Annotated in this window: 20 protein-coding genes; 6 read left to right on the forward strand and 14 right to left on the reverse strand. The window is 68.0% G+C overall.

Annotation, left to right across the window (positions count from 1 at the left end; translation table 11 throughout):
- The first annotated feature begins 53 nt into the window (after positions 1 to 53).
- Positions 54 to 863 (forward strand): hypothetical protein, encoded by an 810-nt coding sequence (locus ABZ789_RS19025; protein ID WP_358426920.1) that lies wholly within the window; start codon positions 54 to 56, stop codon positions 861 to 863.
- A gap of 101 nt (positions 864 to 964) precedes the next feature.
- On the opposite strand, the gene ABZ789_RS19030 is transcribed toward ABZ789_RS19025, so the two are convergent.
- Positions 965 to 1,795 (reverse strand): methyltransferase domain-containing protein, encoded by an 831-nt coding sequence (locus ABZ789_RS19030; RefSeq protein ID WP_358426923.1) that lies wholly within the window; start codon positions 1,793 to 1,795, stop codon positions 965 to 967.
- A gap of 167 nt (positions 1,796 to 1,962) precedes the next feature.
- On the opposite strand from ABZ789_RS19030, the gene ABZ789_RS19035 reads away from it, so the two are divergent.
- Positions 1,963 to 2,643 (forward strand): helix-turn-helix domain-containing protein, encoded by a 681-nt coding sequence (locus ABZ789_RS19035; RefSeq protein ID WP_358426926.1) that lies wholly within the window; start codon positions 1,963 to 1,965, stop codon positions 2,641 to 2,643.
- A 43-nt stretch (positions 2,644 to 2,686) separates the two neighbouring features.
- Here the strand turns inward: ABZ789_RS19035 and ABZ789_RS19040 are convergent, their stop codons facing one another.
- The 8 genes from ABZ789_RS19040 to ABZ789_RS19075 all read right to left on the reverse strand — a co-directional run bounded on the left by ABZ789_RS19040 (position 2,687) and on the right by ABZ789_RS19075 (position 11,644).
- Positions 2,687 to 3,760, reverse strand: a complete 1,074-nt coding sequence (locus ABZ789_RS19040; protein ID WP_358426929.1) for a ferrochelatase — start codon at positions 3,758 to 3,760, stop codon at positions 2,687 to 2,689.
- A gap of 22 nt (positions 3,761 to 3,782) precedes the next feature.
- Positions 3,783 to 4,589 carry an NADH-dependent enoyl-ACP reductase InhA gene (gene inhA / locus ABZ789_RS19045; RefSeq protein ID WP_358426932.1) on the reverse strand — a complete coding sequence of 269 codons (807 nt, stop codon included), beginning with the start codon at positions 4,587 to 4,589 and terminating at the stop codon, positions 3,783 to 3,785.
- A 68-nt stretch (positions 4,590 to 4,657) separates the two neighbouring features.
- A complete protein-coding gene (gene fabG1 / locus ABZ789_RS19050; protein ID WP_358426935.1) occupies positions 4,658 to 5,407 on the reverse strand; it encodes a 3-oxoacyl-ACP reductase FabG1 in 750 nt (249 codons plus the stop codon).
- 64 nt (positions 5,408 to 5,471) lie between these two features.
- The gene (locus tag ABZ789_RS19055) at positions 5,472 to 6,452 is read right to left on the reverse strand and encodes a VWA domain-containing protein (protein WP_358426938.1); all 981 of its coding nucleotides are present in this window, start codon (positions 6,450 to 6,452) and stop codon (positions 5,472 to 5,474) included.
- Positions 6,449 to 7,408 carry a DUF58 domain-containing protein gene (locus tag ABZ789_RS19060; RefSeq protein WP_358426941.1) on the reverse strand — a complete coding sequence of 320 codons (960 nt, stop codon included), beginning with the start codon at positions 7,406 to 7,408 and terminating at the stop codon, positions 6,449 to 6,451. The genes ABZ789_RS19055 and ABZ789_RS19060 overlap by 4 nt, the downstream gene beginning before the upstream one ends.
- Entirely contained in the window at positions 7,405 to 8,724 is a 1,320-nt protein-coding gene (locus ABZ789_RS19065; protein WP_358426944.1) for a MoxR family ATPase, read from the reverse strand. The genes ABZ789_RS19060 and ABZ789_RS19065 overlap by 4 nt, the downstream gene beginning before the upstream one ends.
- A gap of 170 nt (positions 8,725 to 8,894) precedes the next feature.
- Positions 8,895 to 10,763: an NlpC/P60 family protein gene (locus tag ABZ789_RS19070; RefSeq protein ID WP_358426947.1), complete on the reverse strand. Its 1,869-nt coding sequence runs from the start codon at positions 10,761 to 10,763 to the stop codon at positions 8,895 to 8,897.
- A 332-nt stretch (positions 10,764 to 11,095) separates the two neighbouring features.
- Positions 11,096 to 11,644: a DUF6676 family protein gene (locus ABZ789_RS19075; protein WP_358426950.1), complete on the reverse strand. Its 549-nt coding sequence runs from the start codon at positions 11,642 to 11,644 to the stop codon at positions 11,096 to 11,098.
- 340 nt (positions 11,645 to 11,984) lie between these two features.
- Here ABZ789_RS19075 and acnA point away from each other — a divergent pair, with 340 nt between their 5' ends.
- Together acnA and ABZ789_RS19085 are read left to right on the forward strand one after the other, a co-directional pair.
- Positions 11,985 to 14,789, forward strand: a complete 2,805-nt coding sequence (gene acnA / locus ABZ789_RS19080) for an aconitate hydratase AcnA (protein ID WP_358426953.1) — start codon at positions 11,985 to 11,987, stop codon at positions 14,787 to 14,789.
- Positions 14,790 to 14,892: 103 nt separating this feature from the next.
- Entirely contained in the window at positions 14,893 to 15,459 is a 567-nt protein-coding gene (locus tag ABZ789_RS19085; protein ID WP_358426955.1) for a helix-turn-helix domain-containing protein, read from the forward strand.
- A gap of 25 nt (positions 15,460 to 15,484) precedes the next feature.
- Here ABZ789_RS19085 and ABZ789_RS19090 read toward each other — a convergent pair whose 3' ends face one another.
- Both ABZ789_RS19090 and ABZ789_RS19095 read right to left on the reverse strand, forming a co-directional pair.
- Positions 15,485 to 15,736 (reverse strand): helix-turn-helix domain-containing protein, encoded by a 252-nt coding sequence (locus ABZ789_RS19090; RefSeq protein WP_358426958.1) that lies wholly within the window; start codon positions 15,734 to 15,736, stop codon positions 15,485 to 15,487.
- A gap of 107 nt (positions 15,737 to 15,843) precedes the next feature.
- Positions 15,844 to 17,475: an ABC-F family ATP-binding cassette domain-containing protein gene (locus ABZ789_RS19095; RefSeq protein ID WP_358426961.1), complete on the reverse strand. Its 1,632-nt coding sequence runs from the start codon at positions 17,473 to 17,475 to the stop codon at positions 15,844 to 15,846.
- A 165-nt stretch (positions 17,476 to 17,640) separates the two neighbouring features.
- On the opposite strand from ABZ789_RS19095, the gene ABZ789_RS19100 reads away from it, so the two are divergent.
- Positions 17,641 to 18,756 (forward strand): lycopene cyclase family protein, encoded by a 1,116-nt coding sequence (locus tag ABZ789_RS19100; RefSeq protein WP_358426963.1) that lies wholly within the window; start codon positions 17,641 to 17,643, stop codon positions 18,754 to 18,756.
- 116 nt (positions 18,757 to 18,872) lie between these two features.
- Positions 18,873 to 19,904, forward strand: coding sequence for a Ku protein (locus ABZ789_RS19105; RefSeq protein ID WP_358426966.1), 1,032 nt, complete (start codon positions 18,873 to 18,875; stop codon positions 19,902 to 19,904).
- 58 nt (positions 19,905 to 19,962) lie between these two features.
- Here the strand turns inward: ABZ789_RS19105 and ABZ789_RS19110 are convergent, their stop codons facing one another.
- Genes ABZ789_RS19110 through ABZ789_RS19120 form a run of 3 tightly spaced genes read right to left on the reverse strand, consistent with a single transcriptional unit; the run spans position 19,963 to position 22,110 of the window.
- The gene (locus ABZ789_RS19110) at positions 19,963 to 20,388 is read right to left on the reverse strand and encodes a metal-sulfur cluster assembly factor (RefSeq protein ID WP_358426969.1); all 426 of its coding nucleotides are present in this window, start codon (positions 20,386 to 20,388) and stop codon (positions 19,963 to 19,965) included.
- The gene (sufU, locus tag ABZ789_RS19115; RefSeq protein WP_358426972.1) at positions 20,388 to 20,852 is read right to left on the reverse strand and encodes a Fe-S cluster assembly sulfur transfer protein SufU; all 465 of its coding nucleotides are present in this window, start codon (positions 20,850 to 20,852) and stop codon (positions 20,388 to 20,390) included. The genes ABZ789_RS19110 and sufU overlap by 1 nt, the downstream gene beginning before the upstream one ends.
- A gap of 4 nt (positions 20,853 to 20,856) precedes the next feature.
- A complete protein-coding gene (locus ABZ789_RS19120; RefSeq protein ID WP_358426974.1) occupies positions 20,857 to 22,110 on the reverse strand; it encodes a cysteine desulfurase in 1,254 nt (417 codons plus the stop codon).
- Positions 22,111 to 22,112 lie beyond the last annotated feature (2 nt).

A 22,112-nucleotide genomic window follows, 5' to 3' on the forward strand; every position in this document is an offset into this window, starting at 1 on the left:
CGACTCGCGCCGCCACGCCGGACCACCGCACGAGCTCGCCGTATGCTTTGCGGGTGAGTTCCCCGAGCCTGACGCTGACCGTGTGGGCGGGGTCGTGGTTGTCCGGTCACGCCTCTCCCGACGATGTGATCGACGCGCTGCACGAGTGGGCGCCGCTGCATCTGGTCGGCGCCCACGACGCGGCAGCCGCGTCCGCGGCCGACGTGCCCGAGCACCGAGTCGTCGACGGCGCCGCCCGGCTGCTCGCACTCGTACGCCGCATCGACACGACCGCGGGCGCGGGGTTGCAGCTCGTTCTTCCCGCCCCGGGCGACGTGCGCGCACTGCCGGCCGGTACGGCATTCGCGGCGGCGGCGCTCGCCGCGGGTGAAGGTGTTGTGGTGGGAGCGCCCGGAAACCCGGGACTCGGCCTCGTCCCCACGATCGAGGGACCCGATGTTCTCCGGTGGAGTGTGTTCGCACTCTCCACCGTCCCCGAGAACCCCGTGGACGGTGGTCTCGGTGCGGCCGAGTTCGCGATCCGCGAGGCGGTGCGGGATGCCGCGTCAGCGCTGAACGGTATCCCCACTGTCGGGACCGACGGCCGGCGAGCCGATCCACGAGCAGAGATCGCCGAAGAGGTCGCCGCGCTCGCTCGGCATCGCTGTCCCGCATCGCTGCCGCCACGTGCAATCCGGATTCTCGATACCGCGGATCAGGTGGCGGCGATCCTCACCGTCGCGAGCCGGGGCACGGGCATGCGGGCCGGTTCCGCGTCCGGAGCCGCCGGTCGTGAAGTCGCCCTGCAGCCGCTGTGGGCGGCGGTGCGCGAAGCCCGTGTCGGGGCGGTCGCGGCGGCGCTGCGGGCCGAGCACAACCACTGAACATTTCGGGCGTCGTGTGGGTCGCCCGCGATGTCCTCATCCGCGCCGTGGGCGGCGGGCCGGCGCCGCGCATCGTCTACCGTGCGCTCGGTCCGTGCAGGTCAGCTCCGCTGCGCCGTGACCAGCAGATATTCCCAATCCATGACGCCCCCACCGAGATCGTGACGCTGGGCGAGTTCGAGGAGCTCACGATCGAGGGACGCGACCCGTTCGTGATCGTCGGCGATGTTGCGGTACACCGCGATCGTGGGACCGTAGGCGGACTTGAAGAAGTCCCGGAAGTCCGCTCCGGTCGTGAAGCACTCGACCCGGAGATTCTCGGTGCGTGCCTGCAGGTCGGTGACGCGATCGCCGATCAGCTCTCGTAGGTGTACCTCGTCGCCCCACAGCGGTGGCGGCTGCGCGCCCGGAGGAGGCGGCGGCGCATACGGTTTCATCGTCGCGAACATCTGACCGATGAAGCCGCCCGGTGTCCAGCTCAGCAGACCGATTCGGCCGCCGGGCCGCGTGACCCGGAGCAACTCGTCGGCGGCGGCACGGTGGTGGGGCGCGAACATCACTCCGACGCAGGAGATCACGGCGTCGAAACCGGCATCGTCGAACGGGAGCGCTTCGGCGTCCGCCTCCTGCCAGTCGAGATCCGCGCCCGCTGCGTCGGCGTCACGGCGACCGACCTCGAACAGTTCGGGTGTCAGGTCGGTGGCGACGACCGTCGCCCCGGTGAGCGCGGCCGGAATCGAGGCGTTGCCGGACCCCGCGGCGATGTCCAGGACACGGTCGCCCGGACCGATTCCGGTTGCGGACACGAGTGCGGGTCCGAGTTCGGCGATGACCTGTGTCGCCACCGCCGGATAGTTGCCGAGTGCCCACATCGCCCGGTGCTTGGCCTTCAGGGCGCGATCGGCGTCGTGTGTCGTGGAGATGTCGGTCATCAGAGGATCCTCCTGTCGAGGGACCCGGCTTCGGCGCCGTCGAGCGGCGGCCCGGGTCACAGATCGACTGTAGGAAGGCCGGGGCTGTGTCCTCCAGTACACAATCTGTACCGCACCGCCACCCGTTCGTGCTGGTCGTGGCGGGCCGACGGTCCTACCATCCGATCATGGGCCCGCCGTACCACCAGTTCTGTCCCGTCGCCAAGGCGATGGAACTCTTCGACGAGAGGTGGACCCTGCTCGTGGTACGCGAACTCGTTCTCGGCAGCGAGCACTTCAACGATATTCGGCGGGGTCTGCCGCACATGTCACCGACCCTGCTCTCGAAGCGGCTGCATCAGCTCACGGCGGCGGGCATCGTGCAGCGACTCGGCGACGGTACCGATGTGCGATACGTGCTCACTCCGGCGGGACGCGACCTGGACGCCGTCGTCGAAGCGTTCGGTGCCTGGGGAACGCGCTGGACGGGAACGCTCGGCGATGCCGACCTCGACCCGAGGCTGCTGATGTGGGACATGCACCGGAACGTCGACCACACCGCGGTTCCGGTCCGGCGCGCTGTCGTCGAGTTCGTCTTTCCTGCCGTCTCCACCGCGTCGCGCCGATGGTGGCTCGTGATCACCGACGACGATGTCGATGTGTGCGACACCGATCCGGGTTTCGAGGTCTCGGTTCGGGTCACGGCAGGACTGCGTGAGCTCACCGAGATCTGGCGCGGCGAAGCCACCTGGTCCGGTGCGATAGGTTCGCGGACCGTGCGGGTCGACGGCCCGAGTGCACTACGCCGGTCGCTGCCGCGCTGGTTCGTCTCTCCGCTCGCGGCGCCCACCGGACGCCACTCCCTGTGATGCCGGGTGCCGGGCTCCGAGCGTGCCCTGTGAAACTGCCGGGTCAGTTCGCCGGGGGCCGGGACGGACGTTTCGGGGGCTCGCAGCACGCCACGGCGCACAGGCTCCCGTTGCATCCGGCCCCGAGCAGCGGCTCGCTCCCGCGACGACGGGCGGCGACTCCGTCGCGCTGCTCCTCCACGAGTTCGCACACGAGTTGCCCGAACCGTGGATCGGTTCCGGGCGTCGACGCCCGGACGAACGCCATGCCCAGTTCGCGGGCACGATCACGGGCTTCGGTGTCCAGATCCCACACGACTTCCAGGTGGTCGGAGACGAATCCGACCGGGACGACCACGATCGCGCCGACGCCGCGTTCGTGCAGTGCGTCGATGTGGTCCACGATGTCGGGTTCGAGCCACGGCACCTGGGGCGGGCCGGACCGCGACTGCCATACCAGGTCGTAGTCGGTCGCGCCGAGCGCCTCCGCGACCAACCGCGCCGCTTCTGCGACCTGACGGCTGTAGAGATGTCCGCCCTCATCCGGAGGACCGCCGGTGGCGTCGAAGCCGGTCGGGACGGAGTGCGCCGTGAAGACCAGTCGCGCGGTGTCGCGCACCTCGTCCGGAAGCTCTGCGCGGGCCGCCCGCACCGCGTCGGTGACGGCGTCGAGGAACAGCGGATGGTCGTAGAACTGCCGCAGCTTCGTCAGCTGCGGAGCTCGCTCGACGGCCCCACGCGCCCGGGCGATGTCCTCGTGGTACTGCCGGCATCCCGAGTAACCACCCCAGGCGGACGTCGCGAACACCAGAGCGTTGCGGATCCCGTCGTCGCGCATCCGCGCGACGGTGTCCTCGACCATGGGATGCCAGTTGCGGTTGCCGAAGTAGATCGGCAGGTCGATGCCGTGCGCATCGAATTCGGCCCGGACGGCGTCGATGATCGCCCGGTTGAGGGCATTGATCGGCGACACACCCCCGAAGTGCAGATAGTGCTTCGCGACCTCGTCGAGTCGCTCGGGCGGAATTCCGCGCCCGCGGGTGACATTCTCGAGGAACGGCCGGACGTCGTCGGGACCTTCCGGCCCACCGAACGAGAGCAACATCAACGCGTCGTACGCCTCGGGGGTGTTCGCCATGCCAGTGCCTTCCGTCGGACGGTCAGCCGCCGAAGCCGACCTGGGAGTGGAATCCACCGTCGACGTAGACGATGGAGCCCGTGGTGCCGGGTAGCCAGTCGGACAGCACCGCACACACGGTCTTCGCGACCGGTGTCGGATCGTCGACATCCCAGCCGATCGGGGACGCGGCCGACCAGCCTTCGTTGAGCCGATTCATCTCGGCGCCCGGACCGGTCGCGTCTCCCGCGATCGCCTTCGCGGCGAGGGTCTTGATCGGTCCGGCGGCGACGAGATTGGAACGGATGCCGCGCGGCCCGACCTCCTTGGCCACATAGCGGTTCACCGATTCGAGCGTCGCTTTGGAAACACCCATCCAGTTGTAGAACGGCACGGCTCGGGACGGGTCGAAGTCCATTCCCACGATCGAGCCACCCTCGTTCATCACGGGGAGGACGGCCTTGGCGAGAGCGCCGTAGGAATAGGCGGACACTTCGAGAGCAACCGCGACATCGGTCCACGGCGCGTCGAGGAAGGGGCTGCCCAGGCAGGAGCGGGGTGCGAAGCCGATGGAGTGGACGACCCCGTCGATCCCCTCGGGGGCGAGCTCGCGGATCTTGTCGGCGAGACCGTCGAGATCCTCCTGGTTCTGCACGTCGAGGCTGATCGCCGGCGGCACCGGCTGTGGCAGGCGCTGCGCGATCCGGTCGATCAGCCGGAGTCGCTCGAAGCCGGTGATGATCACCTTCGCGCCCTGTTCCTGCGCGACCTTCGCGGTGTGGAAGGCGATCGAGGCATCGGTGATGATGCCGGTGACGAGAATGGTCTTGCCGTCGAGCAGTCCGCCCATGAGTGTGTCGGTCCTCCAGTGAGATTCGGGTGTGATCGGTGCGACCGCCAGTGTGGTCCGTAAGACCCTCAGTGGCCCATGCCCATGCCGCCGTCGACCGGGATCACGGCGCCGGAGACGTAGGCAGAGTCGTCGGAAGCAAGGAAGCTGACGACGGCGGCGACGTCCTCCGGTTTGCCGAGTCGCTGCAGCGGGATGAACTTCTTGGCCGTCTCGCGCAGATCGTCGGACAGATCTGCGGTCATGTCGGTCTCGATGAAGCCGGGAGCGACAACATTTGCCGTGATCGAGCGTGAACCGAGCTCGCGGGTGACGGACCGGGCGAGACCGATGACACCGGCCTTCGACGCAGCGTAGTTGATCTGCCCGGCCTGGCCGGCGAGACCGACGACCGAGCCGAGGAAGATCATGCGGCCCCAGCGAGCTCGCAGCATCGCACGATTGGCGCGCTTGGCGCATCGGAAAGCGCCGGTGAGGTTCGCATCGATCACCGAGGTGAACTGGTCCTCGGTCATGCGCATCAGCAGGGTGTCGTCGGTGATACCCGCATTCGCGACCAGCACCTCGACCGGGCCCTGATGCTCCTCGACCTCTTTGAAGGCTGCGTCCACCGAGTCGGCGTCGGTGACGTCGCACCGCACACCGAACAGGCCCTCGGGCGCACCCGAGCCGCGGTGGGTGACGGCGACTTTGTGGCCGTCCGCCTGCAGGCGGCGGGCGACGGCGAGACCGATCCCGCGGTTTCCGCCCGTGACGAGAACGGATCGGGGGGTCACACCCGCACGCGTGGACGCTGCGGCACTTTCTGCGTCAGTCATGGACTCAACCTATCTGGTGGTCGGTCGTGGACGGAAAACGCACCGTGAGAGCCCACAAGGCGGATCAGGGCAGGCGCTGGCGCAGCACCATGGCCGCCACGAGGCCCGCGATCACCGACAGCGCTCCGAGCATGAGCCAGGGACGGCTCGCGTCCCCGCGAGTCGTCTCGAACCCGATTTGCTCTTCGAGGGTGTTGTAGGCATCCTCGAGCTCCTCGAGACTCGCCGCGGTGAAGAAGCTTCCTCCCGAGAGGTTCGCGATCTCCTTGAGCGAGGGGTCGTCGACCGGGACCGGAATCCGATCGTCCTCGATGGTGACGGTGCCCGTCTGGGTTCCGAAGGAGATGGTCGAGACCGGGATGTCCTTCTCGGCGGCCTGCCGTGCCGCAGTGAATCCGCCGCGCGGATCGTCAGGACTCTCGGGAACGGTCTGCTTACCGTCGGACAGCAACACGATCCGCGCGGGTGGCGCCTGGTCGCTGCCGCCCAGCACCGCAGCGAGGGTGTCGATGGACTGCATCGCGGTGAATATGGCCTCGCCGGTCGCGGTGCGTTCACTGAGCTGCAGGTTGTCGATCGCGGACTTCGTTGCCTCACGATTGGTGGTCGGTGACACCAGCACCGAGGCCGTACCGGAGAACGCGACGAGGCCGAGATTGATGCCGGGCGTCAGGTCGTCGGCGAATTGTTTGGCCGCTTCCTGCGCGGCCGCGAGGCGGGTGGGCGCGACGTCGGTGGCCTCCATGGACAACGACACGTCGATGACGAGAACCACCGTGGCCCGATTGCGCGGCACCCGTTGCTCGGCGGTGGGACCGGCGAGCGCCACGGTGAGGAACACGAGGCCGACGAGCAACAGCGCGACCGGGACGTGACGGGCACGCCCCGGACGGGCGGGCGCGACCTTCTCGAGCATCTCGAGATTGGTGAAGCGCAGTGTGTTCGCCACGCGCCGCCGCTGGACCAGCACGTACGCTCCGCCGAGCGCTGCGACGACGAACAGCAGCAGCAGCCACCACGGCGAGGTGAAACCGGACAGGCTCATCGTCCCCCCTGCCGTCCGGGTGCACCGTAGCTGTGCCGGCGCGCCGCGACGAACCGCACGACGTCGCCGATCCAGTCGCGGTCGGTACGCAGCGTCATGACGGGCGCACCGCAGCTACGCAAGGCCTGGTGCACAGCGGCACGGTGCTCGCCGGCCGCCTGCGCATAGTCGGCCCGCAGTTCGGGAGTCGTCGTGAATTCACGGGTACGGCCCGTTTCCGGGTCGTGGAGGACCACATCCCCCAGATCGGGCAGTTCGAGATCGCGCCGATCGACGATCTCGACGGCGAGCAGTTCGTGCCGGCCGGACAGTGCCCGGAGCGAACGCTCCCAGTCGAGCGGACCGAGAAAGTCGCTCACGACAACGGCGAGACCCCGGCGACGCTCGGGCCGCCGCAGCGCCTCGATCACGCCTTTGAGATCCCCGCGGGTGCCGTCGGGTGGATGCGGTGTGGTCGCGACCGTCCGGAGCAGCGACTGCGCATGCAGCCGCCCTCCGCGCGCGGGCACGCGCACCGTCTCGCCGCCGGTGGAGATCACCGCGCCGATCCGATTTCCACCGCCTGTGGTCAGATGCGCCAGCGCGGCCACCGCAGCGACCACCAGGTCGCGCTTCTCGCACACCCCGGTCCCGAAGTCCAGGCTGGCAGACAGGTCGACGGCGAGCCACGTCTCGAGTTCCCGATCCGCGACCGTCTGACGTACGTGGGGATGGGTCGTGCGCGCGGTGACGGACCAGTCCATCTGGCGGACGTCGTCGCCCGGCTGGTACTCGCGGGCATCACCCGGCTCCGAACCCGGCCCCGGGATCAGACCGAGGTGGTCGCCGTGCAGAACGCCGTCGAGACGTCGCCGCACGGTGAGCTCGAGCGTACGAAGCGCGGCGGTGAGCGCAGGATCGCGCAGCTCACCGGACCGGAACCGCGGTGGCGCCCCGTCGTGAGGACGTGTGCTCACCGCGCGCCCGCACCTCCCTGCGGACCGGGTGCACCCACGGGCGCCTGGGGATTTGCCGTCGCCCGCGGGTCTGCGGGCTGCGGGCCGGGCGCCCGGGCCGGCGCCGGGGCGTTCGCCTGGGGCGCGACCTGCGGCAGGCCCACGGTCTGCAGGATCCGGGTGATGATCTGGTCCGGGGAGACATCGTCGGCGAGCGCGTCGTAGGACAGCACGAGGCGGTGACGTAGTACATCGGGGATGACATCGATGATGTCCTGCGGCACCACGTAGTCCCGGCCCCGGACGAGTGCGAGCGCCCGCGCCGCGGAGATGATGCCCAGCGTCGCGCGCGGCGACGCTCCGTAGGCGATCCACCCCTGCACGTCGTCCAGACCGAGGTCACCGGGTTGCCGGGTCGCGAAGATGACGCGCACGACGTAGTCGACGAGGGCGTGGTGCACGAAGACCCGTCCGGCGATCTTCTGCAGGCGCGTGAGCTGCTCGTTGTCGAGCACCTGCTTCGGTTCGGGGGCGGCAACGCCCATCCGATAGACGATCTCGCGTTCTTCCTCGACCGTCGGATAGTCGACGAGAACCTTGAACAGGAAGCGGTCGCGCTGCGCTTCCGGCAGCGGATAGACACCCTCGTTCTCGATCGGGTTCTGCGTCGCCATCACGAGGAAGGGCTCCGGCATGGGGAAGGTCTTCCCGCCGATGGTGACGTGCCGTTCGGCCATCACTTCGAGCAGGGCCGACTGCACCTTCGCCGGGGCTCGGTTGATTTCGTCGGCGAGCACGAAGTTCGCGACGACCGGACCGAGTTCGGTGTCGAACTCCTCACGGCCCTGCCGATAGATACGGGTGCCCACGAGGTCTGTGGGGACGAGATCCGGGGTGAACTGCACCCGGGAGAAGGACCCGCCGACGACCTTCGCGAAAGTCTCGACGGCCAACGTCTTCGCCACACCGGGGACGCCTTCGAGCAGGACGTGGCCTCGCGCGAGAACACCCACGAGCATCCGCTCGACCAGCAGGTCCTGGCCGACGATCACACGCTTGACCTCGTAGATGGCCCGTTCCAGGAGGCGGACGTCGTCGGCCGGATCGTAGGCCTTCGCAGGCGTGTCACCGGCGGCCTTCCTGGTGTCGACGCCGGGGGGCCGAGAGGCCGGGGAGCCTGCCTTCACAGCCGCCTCGTCGGGTCGGGAATTGTGCGCGGACGCTTCCTTCGGCGCCGGCGCGGCACCCGCCGCGGCCTGGTTGTTCTGTCGTCCGTCGTTGCCGTCCTGGCCGCCCGGAGTTGCCGAACCGGACGTCCCACCCTCGCGTGAGGTCACCAACAATCCACCGCTTTCGCCTACGTCGCTCCGCTGGAAACACCTGCTGCACCACTATTGCAGGTGTCGGCTCGGTGTGTCGTCGACCCTGCACCGACCGAGGGAACATCCGGCAACGACCGGATTGCAGCCTGTCCTCGGCGGTGCGGCGGCCGCGGCAAACCTCACCGTCACGACACCATGCGCACCACGTACGGTGTCATTCCGTCCCAGCGTACCGGCGAGATCTTCACGACCGATCCCGACTGCGGTGCCTCGAGCATCTGCCCGTCACCGAGATAGAGCGCGACGTGCTGGCTGGCGTTGGGACCGTAGAAGATCATGTCTCCACGTCTCATCTCCGAAGACGGGATCTGCGTGCCGGCCGTGTATTGATAACCGGAGTAGTGCGGCAGCGAGATGCCGATGCCTGCGAACGCGTAGATCATCAATCCGGAACAATCGAAACCGACTTTGGCGTAATCCCCGTGGACGTCGGCGACGCCACCGTCGCGGATACCGCGGGTCGGGCCGTTCTCGTTTCCGCCTCCCCACGCGTAGGGCACGCCGATCTGGGACATCGCGCGATCGACGACGACCTCGATCGCGGCGGAACCTATGAGGCTCGGACGTGAGGGCGTCGAACCCGGCGCGGAGGGACGAGAGCCCGCGCCCCCCGTGCCCGAATCCGGTGTTTCCACGACGGGGTCGCCGGGATCCGGGTTCTCCCAGTCGATCCCGTCGTCGTCGCTGCCGGTGTCCCCGTCTTCGTCCGGTACGGTCCCACCGCTGCTGTCGTCCGGCACGGTTCCACCGCCGGTGTCGTCCGGCACGGTCCCAACGCTGTTGTCGTCGGCACCCGTGCCATCGCCGGTGTCCTCGGGCACTCGGGTCTCGGTGTCGATCTCACCCGTAGCCCCGGTTGCGGTGCCGATGTCGACCGGCGGCCCGGTCTCACCGGGCGGCGCCGTGCCTGTGGCGCCCTCGCCACCCGGCGGTGATTCCTCGATCAGCGTGTGCGGCCGGCGACCGTTGGCGAGTTCTGCCGCGCGCTCCCGGGCGGCGGCGTCTGCCGCGACACGCTGGGCGGCCTCCGCCGCTGCGACGCGCGCGGTTTCGGCGGCGGCGGCCGCAGCGGCCTCTTCGGCTGCGCGGCGCCGATCCCAATCCAGATATTCGGCACGCTGGCCTTCGAGACCCGCGACGTTCACACGGGCCCGGTCGAGTTCGGCCTGTGCACTCACCCGAGCCTGCTCGATGCGCGATTTCTCGGCGGCCTGCCGGCCCAGTTCGGCTCGTGCGACGGCAATCGCGGACTCGGCTTCGACCTTGCGGTGCTCCGCCGCTGCCGCCGCCGCGTCCGCTTCCGACTTGGCTGCACGCGCACGGGAATGGGAGTTGGCCTCCGTCGCCCGGGCTCGCTGGAGCGCGTCGAGCACCGCGGTCCGCCCGGCGGAAAGCACCCGCATCACCCGGGCACGGTCGAGCAGATCGTCCGGTCCGTCGACGTCGAGGTAGACAGCCAAGGAGATCGAATTTGCTCCGCGGGTGTAGCTGTCGCGGACGAATGCGTCGAAGTCCTGCTGCGCGGCGGCAATCCGGCTGCCCGCGTCCTCGAGAGCCCGACGGGACTCCACGACCGCCCGCTCCGCGAGATCCGCCGCGTCGCGCGCGCTCTGGAGGTCGACGAGAGCTCGGTTGACGTCTTCACGCCTGATCGCGACCTGCGCATCCAGCTCGGCGAGTTGCTGATCGGCATCGGCGATCCGGACGATCAGTTGCCCGACGCGATCGATGGTGCTTGCGACATCCGCGCCGGCGCGTTCGATCTCGGCATCGGACGGATTCGGTGGCGGCGGGGGTGCGGCCCCGGCTGTCGCGGTCACCGTGAGCAATACCGCTGTGACCAGTCCCAAACCGGCGAGAAGCCCGCCGGTGCGCGGCCGCGCAGAGCGGCGGTAGGGCGGTCCTTCGGACAGGCCTACTGCATCGGGCGCCGTACCGACACCTTCCGGCACGGACCGTCGCGGAACTCCCCCGTGGATACCGAACCGTCTCACTTGCGTCTCCCTCGGTCGCACCTGGTGGCCGAGACATCCGGCCGGACGATCCGAGGAAGGCGGACAGCACCGATAGACCGTGGGTGCCCCACGGCTCACACGCTACAGTCCTACACCGGCTGTGGACAGCGTCCCCACGAACCGGGTTGTGACACACCTTCCCCAAGAGCGTCATCAGAACCGTACGACAACATCGGGGTGTGTCGCATGACAGTCGGGAAGATCGATAGAAGAACGCCGTGAGGACCGCGAGCGGTTACCGGCGCCCGATCCGGAGCGATCATCGGCCCGCACGTGGGCGGAGCCGATGCCGGCAGTGGAGTAACGGGACCTCAGGAGGTCTCGGGGACGAGCTTTTCCTCACGTGAAGCGGCGGTCGCCTCGCCGTGTGCCCTGCGCCGCTTGGCCAGATAGGTGGCCCCGGCCGCGAGAGCCACGAACCCGACGACCAGCACCGTCATCAGAGTCCAGGGGGGCGACGGCTCGAGCACGGAGTCGACGAAGTTGCGCGTGGAGACCACCGGGTCACCGGTGTACGTGCGGTCCTGGGCAGCTTCGAGGGTGACCCGGTCGAGATCTGCGCTGTACGTCCCGACCCATCCGGGGCTGAGCACCAGCACGGTGCCGCCGTCCTCGGCGCCCACCTCGGTCGCGAGGTCGCGCAATTGCGAATCGATGCGAGGATCCCGGTCGAGCACTACCACGCTCAGATCGATGCCGTTGTCCTTCGCCCGCTGGACCTCGCCGACGAGATCGTCGACATATCGCGACGGCGCTGCCACCTGATCATCGGCGAGATCGACGAGCACCTGTTCGACGGAAACCCCGACAGGAAGATCCGTGAGCGCAGGACCCGGTGTACGAAGCAGTGGCGCAGACATCTCTCTCCGGTGGTACTGGGCAGGATCCGGGTGCTCCGGCGGTCCGGCCGCCCGAGAACGGCACGAAGCGCCACACCCGTGCGGCAGTGAAGAACACTACGCGATCGCGCGACGGCAGCTCCCGGCACGCATCCTCAACAGGGCCGATCTCTCCGGGCGAGGCACCCGTACCGCCGTGCCGCCTTCGATTCAATACAGGACAAGCGTACTGTTAGAATCGAGTGCGAGACGCCGCGACGACTGTATCCGGGCCATGGGCCACGGGTGTACGTCGTGTGCCTCGCTTCAGCCGTCGACACAGCCCCGTCGGCGGCCAGCCGAAACGACGAGTGGAGCTGACGTGAGCACCAGTATTGATTCGTTCGGCGCCAAGGGGACGCTGCAGGTCGGAGACAACTCGTACGAGATCTTCCGCCTGTCGGCCGTCCCCGGCACCGAGAAACTTCCTTACTCTTTGAAGGTTCTGGCCGAGAACCTGCTGCGCACCGAGGACGGCGCCAACATCACGGCCGATCACATCCGCGCAATCGCGAACTGGGATCCCTCCGCAGACCCGAGCATCGAGATCCAGTTCACCCCGGCCCGCGTGGTCATGCAGGACTTCACGGGCGTCCCCTGCGTCGTCGACCTCGCCACCATGCGGGAGGCCGTGACGACCCTGGGCGGCGACCCGAACAAGGTCAACCCCCTCTCCCCCGCCGACATGGTCATCGACCACTCGGTCATCCTCGACTACTTCGGTCGCGCCGACGCGCTCGAGCGCAACGTCGACCTCGAGTACGAGCGCAACGGCGAGCGCTACCAGTTCCTGCGCTGGGGCCAGGGCGCCTTCGACGACTTCCGCGTCGTCCCCCCGGGCATGGGCATCGTGCACCAGGTCAACATCGAGTACCTCGCCCCGACCGTCATGGTCCGCAACGGTCAGGCCTACCCCGACACCTGCGTCGGCACCGACTCGCACACCACGATGGTCAACGGCCTCGGCGTGCTGGGCTGGGGCGTCGGCGGCATCGAGGCCGAGGCCGCCATGCTCGGCCAGCCCGTCTCGATGCTCATCCCGCGCGTCGTCGGCTTCAAGCTCACCGGTGAGATCAATCCGGGTGTGACCGCCACCGACGTCGTGCTCACCGTCACCGACATGCTGCGCAAGCACGGTGTCGTCGGCAAGTTCGTCGAGTTCTACGGCGCCGGTGTCGCCGAGGTTCCCCTCGCCAACCGCGCCACCCTCGGCAACATGAGCCCCGAATTCGGTTCCACCGCAGCGATCTTCCCGATCGACGGCGAGACCATCAACTACCTGCGCCTGACCGGCCGCAGCGACGAGCAGCTCGCTCTCGTCGAGGCGTACGCCAAGGAACAGGGCATGTGGCACGACCCGAGCCGCGAGCCCGAGTTCTCCGAGTACCTCGAGCTCGACCTGTCGACCGTCGTGCCGTCGATCGCCGGCCCGAAGCGCCCGCAGGACCGCATCCTGCTCAGCGAGTCGAAGGTCGCGTTCCGCAAGGACATCCACAACTACGTGGAGGAGAACCTGCCCGCCGAGCACACCAAGCTCGACGAGGCCGTCGAGGAGACCTTCCCGGCGTCCGACCCGGCCGTCCTGTCCTTCGCCGACGACGGTGCCGTCGACGTGCACTCGGCCGCCAACGGCGCCCACGGTCGTCCGTCGAAGCCGGTCAAGGTGGTCTCGGAGGAGCGCGGCGAGTTCGTTCTCGACCACGGCGCGGTCGTGGTCGCGGGCATCACGTCCTGCACCAACACCTCCAACCCGTCGGTGATGCTCGGTGCCGCTCTCCTCGCGCGCAATGCGGTCGAGAAGGGCCTGTCCACCAAGCCGTGGGTCAAGACCAACATGGCGCCGGGTTCGCAGGTCGTCAACGACTACTACGAGAAGGCCGGCCTCTGGCCGTACCTCGAGAAGCTCGGCTTCTACCTCGGTGGCTTCGGATGCACCACCTGCATCGGCAACACCGGTCCGCTGCCCGAGGAGATCTCGAAGGCCGTCAACGACAACGACCTGTCGGTGACCGCGGTGCTCTCGGGCAACCGCAACTTCGAGGGTCGCATCTCCCCCGACGTCAAGATGAACTACCTGGCCTCGCCGCCGCTGGTCATCGCGTACGCGCTCGCGGGCACGATGGACTTCGACTTCGAGACCGATCCGCTCGGCAAGGACACCGAAGGCAACGACGTCTTCCTGAAGGACATCTGGCCGTCCGCCCAGGAGATCGACGACACGATCAAGTCGGCGATCAGCCAGGACATGTTCCGCAAGTCCTACGCAGACGTCTTCAAGGGTGACGAGCGCTGGCAGAACCTCGAGACCCCCGAGGGCGACACCTTCGCGTGGGACGAGAACTCGACGTACGTCCGCAAGGCACCGTACTTCGACGGCATGACGATGGATCCGGCTCCGGTCACCGACATCAAGGGCGCTCGTGTGCTCGCGCTGCTCGGCGACTCGGTCACCACCGACCACATCAGCCCGGCCGGACCGATCAAGCCCGGCACCCCGGCGGCGCAGTACCTCGACGCCCACGGTGTCGAGCGCAAGGACTACAACTCGCTCGGTTCGCGTCGTGGCAACCACGAGGTGATGATCCGCGGCACCTTCGCGAACATCCGTCTGCAGAACCAGCTTCTCGACGGTGTCTCCGGCGGCTACACCCGCGACTTCACCCAGGACGGCGCTCCGCAGGCGTTCATCTACGACGCCTCGCAGAACTACCAGGAGGCCGGCATCCCGCTCGTCGTCCTCGGTGGCAAGGAGTACGGTTCGGGTTCCTCGCGCGACTGGGCTGCCAAGGGCACCCGCCTGCTCGGCGTCAAGGCCGTCATCACCGAGTCGTTCGAGCGCATCCACCGCTCGAACCTCATCGGCATGGGCGTCATCCCGCTGCAGTTCCCGGCAGGCGAGTCGGCCAAGTCGCTCGGCCTGACGGGCACCGAGGTCTTCGACATCGAGGGCATCGAGAAGCTCAACGAGGGCGTCACGCCGAAGACGGTCAAGGTCACCGCGACCAAGGACAACGGCGAGAAGGTCGAGTTCGACGCCGTGGTCCGCATCGACACCCCCGGTGAGGCGGACTACTACCGCAACGGCGGCATCCTGCAGTACGTGCTGCGGAACATGATCCGCGGCTGAGAACACTGCGTGACCCGAGTGGTCACCTCTGTGTGAAGCGGCGGGCCCGGGACGAGACTCGTCTCGGGCCCGCCGTCTCCCTCGAGCGGAAAGGAAGTGGCACGTGCCCAAGGTCAGTGAGGACCATCTCGCCGCGCGACGCAGGCAGATCCTCGACGGTGCCCGTCGCTGCTTCGCCGAGTACGGCTACGACGGCGCGACGGTGCGACTGCTCGAAGAGGCCACCGGTCTGTCCCGCGGTGCGATCTTCCACCATTTCAAGGACAAGGACGGCCTGTTCCTCGCCCTCGCACAGGAGGACGCGAGGCGCATGGCGGATGTCGCGGCCAGTGAGGGTCTCGTACAGGTCATGCGCGACATGCTCTCCTCGCCCGATCAGTTCGACTGGCTCGGGACGCGACTCGAGATCACCCGCCGCCTGCGGACCGACCCCGAGTTCGCGAAGGCATGGACGCAGCACTCCGCCGAACTCACCGAGGCGACGGTGGGACGTCTCGAACGGCAACGGGAAGCAGGCCGGCTACGCGACGACGTGCCGACCGAAGTGCTGCTGGGCTACCTGGATCTCGTCCTCGACGGACTCATCGCCCGCCTCGCTTCAGGACATACGGAGCAGGACCTCGACGCGGTCCTCGACCTCGTCGAGGAGTCGGTGCGCCGCCGCGACTGATGCGCCCGGTCCGAGAAGTTGCTGCTCATGCCTTCTCGTCGCTCGTCGCTGCCCTGCGACGGTTCGGGCCGCCGCGCCCCCGCAGCCGTACTTGCGACTCCACGAGAACGTTGTGCACGAAACCGTAGGATCGACCTGTTTCCTGCGCGAGAGTCCGTATGCTCGCACCCTCCTCGTAGCGGCGCTTGAGATCCTCCTGCAAGCGGTCCCGCGATTCCCCCGTAACTCGGGCTCCCTTCGCGTAGGTCGTATCTCCATCACCGGAATTTCGCGCCATCGGATCCTCCCTGCGCCCTCGCCAAAGGTCCCGCTCCCAGGCTAGAGGACCACTCGGCTGCGCGGATGCGTATCCGGCGAGCAGAGCCGGGCGAGGACGGATCCCGCCTACGCGAGCTGGATCAGTTCGAGGTACTCCTGGGACCAGTGATCCTCGGTTCCGTCGGGAAGCAGGATCACGCGCTCCGGGTCGAGAGCTTCGGCCGCGCCGGGGTCGTGGGTCACGAGCACGACGGCACCTTCGTAACTGCGCAGCGCGTCGAGAACCTGCTCGCGCGAGATGGGGTCGAGGTTGTTGGTCGGTTCGTCGAGGAGAAGCACGTTCGCCGCGGAGGAAACGAGGCCGGCCAGCGCCAGGCGCGTCTTCTCGCCGCCGGAAAGTGTGCCTGCCGGCTGGTCGAGCTGCGGTCCGGTGAACATGAATGCACCGAGCAGCCCCCGCAGATCCTGCTCACCGGCGTCCGGGGCGGCGTGCCGGATGTTCTCCCACACGGTGGCGGAGTCGTCGATGGTGTCGTGTTCCTGGGCGAAGTATCCGATCTTGAGTCCGTGCCCTGGCACGAGTTCGCCGAGATCGGGTTGCTCGACGCCGGCGAGCAACCGCAACAGCGTCGTCTTGCCCGCACCGTTGAGTCCGAGGACCACGACCCGGCTGCCCCGATCGATCGCGAGATCGACACCGGTGAAGATCTCCAAGGAGCCGTAGACCTTGGTGAGTTCCTTGGCCATCAGCGGGGTCTTGCCGCACGCGGCAGGCGTGGGGAACCGGATCTTGGCCACCTTGTCGGCGACTCGTACGTCGTCGAGGTCCGCGAGCAGCTTCTCTGCCCGTTTCGCCATGTTCTGCGCGGCAGTGGCCTTCGTCGCCTTGGCGCCGAGCTTGGCGGCCTGCTTCTGCAGCGCGGACGCCTTCTTCTCGGCGTTCGCACGCTCGCGTCGGCGCCGCGCCTCGTCGGTCGCACGCGCGTCGAGGTATTTCTTCCAGCCCATGTTGTAGATGTCCGCCTCGCCGCGCACCGCGTCGAGGAACCACACCTTGTTCACCACATCCGCGAGCAACTCCACATCGTGACTGATGACGATGAGGCCTCCGTCGTGGTTCTGGAGGAAGCCGCGCAGCCACGTGATCGAGTCGGCGTCGAGGTGGTTGGTCGGCTCGTCGAGCAGCAGCGTCGTCTCGGACTTTCCGCCGGAACCATCGGAGGCAGCGAACAGGATGCGGGCGAGTTCCACGCGGCGACGCTGACCGCCGGAAAGCGTCCGCAGCGGCTGGCTCAGCACGCGGTCGGGAAGGCCGAGGCTGTGGCAGATCCGGGAAGCCTCGGACTCGGCGACATATCCGCCGAGCGTCGCGAACCGCTCCTCGAGCGAACCGTACTTGCGCACCGCGCGGTCGCGGATCTTGTCGTCCACCGCCTCCGCCATCAGTGCCTGCTGCTTCTCCATGCCGCGCAGGATCTCGTCGAGACCGCGTGCCGAGAGCACCCGATCCTTGGCGAGGACGTCGAGATTGCCCTCCTTCGGATCCTGCGGGAGGTAGCCGACATCGCCGGAGCGGATCACCGTGCCGGCATAGGGCTCACCTTCACCTGCGAGGATCCGCAGGGTGGTCGTCTTGCCCGCACCATTGCGGCCGACGAGCCCGATCCGGTCCCCGGCCTGCACCCGCAACCCCGATCCGGGGGCGGTGAGCAGGGTCCGCACACCGGCGCGGACTTCGAGGTCGGTAGCGGTGATCACGCACGGGCTCCTAGGCAGAAAGTCGATGGATGAGTGCCAGGACGGCAGGGGCCGGGCACACGAACCATTCATTTTACCGTGGCTTCACTTCGCTACCACGGTGAGATGCACTACGCCCACCGCACTGCGCCGCCACCTCTCCGCGCGCGACCTAGGCTGGCTGCCGTGACCGACCATTCCCCCGCCGACGTCCTCGTAGCCGGGCTGGGCCCGGCCGGCCGTGCGCTGGCCTTCCGTGCAGCCGCGGCCGGCCTCGCGGTGACGGCCGTCGACGTACGGCCGCAGCGGCGTTGGACCGCGACGTATGCGGCGTGGGCGGACGAACTGCCCGCCTGGCTGCCCGAGGACGTCGTGGCGGCACACGTCGGCGCCCCGGCCGCGTGGACGCGCGGGTCCCGTGTCGTCGAGCGCCCCTACCAGGTGCTGGACACGGCCCGTCTGCAGAACTTTCTCGACCTCGAGGCCGTCACGGTGGTCACGGGACGTGCGCGCGACCTCGACGAGCACGGCGTCACCCTCGAGGACGGTCGCCGGTTGCGTGCGCGCTGTGTCGTCGACGCGCGGGGGGTGCCCGCCGATCCGCAGCGTGCCCAGCAGACGGCGTTCGGTGTGATCGTGGACGACGCGACCGCAGCGCCGGCACTCGACGGCCAGGACGCCTGGTTCATGGACTGGCGCCGCGACAACGGAACGGCTCCCGGCGATATCCCGTCGTTCCTGTACGCCGTACCGGTCGGGGACGGACACACGATTCTCGAGGAGACCTGTCTGGTCGGGCGTCCCGCCCTCGGACTCGCCGAACTCGAACGACGCCTGTACGCCCGGTTGACCGCCCGCGGGGTACGCACGACCGGTGAAGAGAGGATCGAGCGGGTGCGATTCGCCGTGGAGGGCGTAGCGACAGCGCCCGGAGTGATCGGCTTCGGTGCTCGCGGTGGTCTCATGCATCCGGCGACGGGTTACGCCGTGGCGACGGCGTTGTCCTCCGCGGACGCCGTGGTCGATGCGGTACGCCGCGGCACCGATCCGCAGCGCGTTCTCTGGTCGGCGTCCTCCCGTTCGGTGGCGACGATGCGGCAGATGGGACTGCGGGTGCTGCTGCGACTCGACGCCGGCGGAGCGATCGACTTCTTCGATGCCTTCTTCGATATGCCGGTCGCCCGGCAACGCGCCTACCTGTCGGGTCGCGAGGACGCGATAGGCGTGGCCGCCGCGATGTGGCGGCTGTTCCGGGTACTGCCCCCCTCCCTGCGCGGCACCATCCTGCGTTCGCTCCACTGATCCCCGTGCGTGCCGGTCCGCGTGCGTGACGGGCCTGTGGCGAACGTCTCGGCGTGCGCTCCGGCGACTTTCGCAGCTTTCCAGCGTGCCTCCGAGGTGTCGATCATGATGGATACATGCGGTCGATCTGGAAAGGCTCACTCGCGTTCGGCCTCGTCAATGTGCCGGTGAAGGTGTACTCGGCCACCGAGTCACACGACATCACGTTCCACCAGGTGCACGCGAAGGACGGTGGACGGATCAAATATCAGCGGGTGTGCACCGAATGCGGCGAGGTCGTCCCCTTCCAGGAGATCGACAAGGCCTACGACTCCGACGACGGTGAGCGGGTCGTGCTCACCGACGAGGACTTCGACAAGCTTCCTGCCGCCGAGAAGCACGAGATCCCGGTGCTGCAGTTCGTGCCCACTGAACAGATCGATCCGATCCTGTTCGAGAAGTCCTACTATCTCGAACCCGATTCGTCGTCCCCGAAGGCCTACGGCCTCCTCGCCGCGACCCTCGAGCAGAGCGATCGCACAGCCTTGGTGCACTTCACCCTCCGGCAACGCACGCGACTGGCGGCACTGCGCACCCGCGACGGCCTGCTCATCCTCCAGACCCTGCTGTGGCCCGACGAGGTACGTGCAGCAGAGTTCGAGTCGCTCGACGACATCGAGAAACCGAAACAACGTGAGCTCGCGATGGCCGAGACTCTCGTCGAGTCGATGTCGGGAGATTTCGATCCGACCGAGTTCACCGACGAATACCAGGTCGAACTGCGCACTCTGATCGACGAGGCTCTTGCCCGGGGTGGCGAGAAGGTCTTCCAGGTCGCCGAATCCGACACCGGCGAGGAAGACGCCGAGGTGCTCGATCTGGTGGCGGCTCTCCAACGCAGCGTCGATGCCGCAGGAAAGAAGGTGCCGGCGGGTTCGGCGCGCGGAAAGAACTCGTCCTCGAAGGATTCCGACGACGAGGACGACTCCGGCGAAGGCGGGCAGAAGAAGTCCGCCGCCAAGAAGAGCAGTGCGAGCAAGAGCACCGCGAAGAAGAGCACCGCGAAGAAGAGCACGGCGAAGAAGAGCACGGCGAAGAAGACCGCAGCAAAGAGGCCTGCGAAGAAGACGGCCGCGAAGAAGAGTTCGGGCGAACGCAAAGGCGCCTGACCCCAGCCCGGGTGAGCGGTCGAGGATCAGGCGCCGAGGCCGGAACTACAAGGGCGAATCAGACCGTGAAGCCGAGTGCGCGCAACTGCTCGCGACCGTCGTCGGTGATCTTGTCGGGACCCCACGGCGGCATCCACACCCAGTTGATGCGCAGCTCGTCGCACAGGCCGCTGCGCACGAGGGCACCCTTGGCCTGTTCCTCGATGACATCGGTCAAGGGGCATGCCGCCGAGGTCAAGGTCATGTCCACGGTCACGGTCTCGTCGGCTTCGGAGATGCCGTAGACGAGGCCGAGATCGACTACGTTGATGCCGAGTTCGGGGTCTACGACGTCTCGGAGTGCCTCTTCGAGTTCGTCGAGGCGGCCGGGTTCCAGCGGCGGTGCGGTCGCGGCGACCAGCGTGGACGCCTCGTCCGAGCCATCGACCGCGCCGGTCGCAGCAGCCTCGTCGGTGTTCACGGTGCCCGGTGCGGGTTCGGTCATCAGTTCTGTCCTCCGCTCGAAACGGTTTGCGCGTCCACGGTCTGCGCGACCGCGTCCTTGAACGCCATCCAGCCCAGCAACGCGCACTTCACGCGTGCGGGATACTTCGCGACGCCGGCAAACGCGATGCCGTCGCCGATCAGATCCTCGTCGCCCTCGACGGTGCCACGACTGCTCACCATCTCGACGAACCCGTCGACGATCTTCAGGGCTTCGGCGAGGGGAACACCGATCACCTGGTCGGTGAGCACGGATGTCGACGCCTGGCTGATCGAGCAGCCTTGCCCGTCGTACGACACGTCGGCGACGGTGTCGCCGTCGAGATTCACGCGCAGTGTCACCTCGTCCCCACAGGTCGGGTTGACGTGGTGCACCTCGGCGCCGAACGGCTCGCGCAGCCCTCGGTGGTGCGGGTGCTTGTAGTGGTCCAGGATCACTTCCTGGTACATCTGCTCCATCCGCATCGGATCACGCCTCCCCGAAGAACTTCTGAGCGCGCCGGATCGCCGCGCCGAGCGCCTGTACCTCATCCGGGGTGTTGTATACGGCGAACGACGCGCGGGCGGTCGCGGCCACGCCGAAGCGGCGGTGCAGCGGCCATGCGCAGTGGTGACCGACGCGGATCTCGACGCCTTCATCGTCGAGGATCTGGCCGAGATCGTGAGCGTGAATTCCGTCCACGACGAACGACACTGCACCTCCTCGCTGTTCGGCGGTGGTGGGTCCGATGATCCGCACCCCCTCGATGCCGCCCAGCTCGGCGAGTGCCGCCGCGGTCAACTCGTGCTCGTGCGCGGCGACAGCGTCCATCCCGATGTCCTGCAGATACCGCACGGCCGCACCGAGACCGACCGCCTGGGACGTCATCGGTGAACCGGCCTCGAAGCGCTGCGGCGGAGCTGCGAAGGTGGTGGCCTCCATCGTGACCGTTTCGATCATGGAACCGCCGGTGATGAACGGCGGTACGTCCGCGAGCAGGTCGCGGCGACCGTAGAGGACACCGACGCCCGACGGCCCGAACATCTTGTGCCCGGAGAAGGCGGCGAAGTCCACACCGAGAGAACGGAAGTCGACCGCCATGTGCGGCACGGACTGGCACGCGTCGAGCACGACGATCGCGCCGACTTCCTTCGCGCGGCGCACCAACTCCTCGACGGGGGCGATCGCCCCGGTCACGTTCGACTGGTGCGTGAACGCGACGACCTTGACGGCCTCGGTCAGGGTGAGCGAATCGAGATCGATACGGCCGTCGTCGGTGACCCCGTACCACCGCAGGGTCGCGCCCGTGCGGCGCGCGAGTTCCTGCCACGGAACGAGATTCGCGTGGTGCTCGAGTTCGGTGACGACGATCTCGTCTCCGGGACCGAGCCGGTGCGGGAACCGGTCGTCGGCGAAGGCGTACGCGACGAGGTTCAGCGACTCGGTTGCGTTCTTGGTGAACACGACCTCGTCGACGTCGACACCGACGAATGCGGCGATGACGGCGCGGGCGTCCTCGTAGGCGTCCGTCGCTTCCTCCGACAGCGCGTGCGCGCCGCGATGCACGGCCGCGTTCCGCGTGGCGAGGAAGTCACGTTCGGCGTCGAGCACCTGCACGGGGCGCTGCGAGGTCGCACCCGAGTCCAGGTAGACCAGGGGTTTGCCGTCGCGCACCGTGCGCGCGAGGATCGGGAAATCCGCCCTGATGCGGGCGATGTCCAAGGTCCGCACCGGCACCGTCATCC

Origin of the sequence: Rhodococcus sp. NPDC047139, assembly GCF_040643435.1 — a bacterium.
In the GTDB taxonomy this organism is placed as follows: Bacteria; Actinomycetota; Actinomycetes; order Mycobacteriales; family Mycobacteriaceae; genus Rhodococcus.

Bases quoted from the DNA above. Each gene is read 5' to 3' on its own strand.
- ABZ789_RS19030 (WP_358426923.1), bottom strand. From the start codon at position 1,795: ATGACCGACATCTCCACGACACACGACGCCGATCGCGCCCTGAAGGCC.
- ABZ789_RS19035 (WP_358426926.1), top strand. From the start codon at position 1,963: ATGGGCCCGCCGTACCACCAGTTCTGTCCCGTCGCCAAGGCGATGGAA.
- ABZ789_RS19040 (WP_358426929.1), bottom strand. From the start codon at position 3,760: ATGGCGAACACCCCCGAGGCGTACGACGCGTTGATGTTGCTCTCGTTC.
- inhA (WP_358426932.1), bottom strand. From the start codon at position 4,589: ATGGGCGGACTGCTCGACGGCAAGACCATTCTCGTCACCGGCATCATC.
- fabG1 (WP_358426935.1), bottom strand. From the start codon at position 5,407: ATGACTGACGCAGAAAGTGCCGCAGCGTCCACGCGTGCGGGTGTGACC.
- ABZ789_RS19055 (WP_358426938.1), bottom strand. From the start codon at position 6,452: ATGAGCCTGTCCGGTTTCACCTCGCCGTGGTGGCTGCTGCTGCTGTTC.
- ABZ789_RS19075 (WP_358426950.1), bottom strand. From the start codon at position 11,644: ATGTCTGCGCCACTGCTTCGTACACCGGGTCCTGCGCTCACGGATCTT.
- ABZ789_RS19090 (WP_358426958.1), bottom strand. From the start codon at position 15,736: ATGGCGCGAAATTCCGGTGATGGAGATACGACCTACGCGAAGGGAGCC.
- ABZ789_RS19105 (WP_358426966.1), top strand. From the start codon at position 18,873: ATGCGGTCGATCTGGAAAGGCTCACTCGCGTTCGGCCTCGTCAATGTG.
- ABZ789_RS19110 (WP_358426969.1), bottom strand. From the start codon at position 20,388: ATGACCGAACCCGCACCGGGCACCGTGAACACCGACGAGGCTGCTGCG.
- sufU (WP_358426972.1), bottom strand. From the start codon at position 20,852: ATGCGGATGGAGCAGATGTACCAGGAAGTGATCCTGGACCACTACAAG.
- ABZ789_RS19120 (WP_358426974.1), bottom strand. From the start codon at position 22,110: ATGACGGTGCCGGTGCGGACCTTGGACATCGCCCGCATCAGGGCGGAT.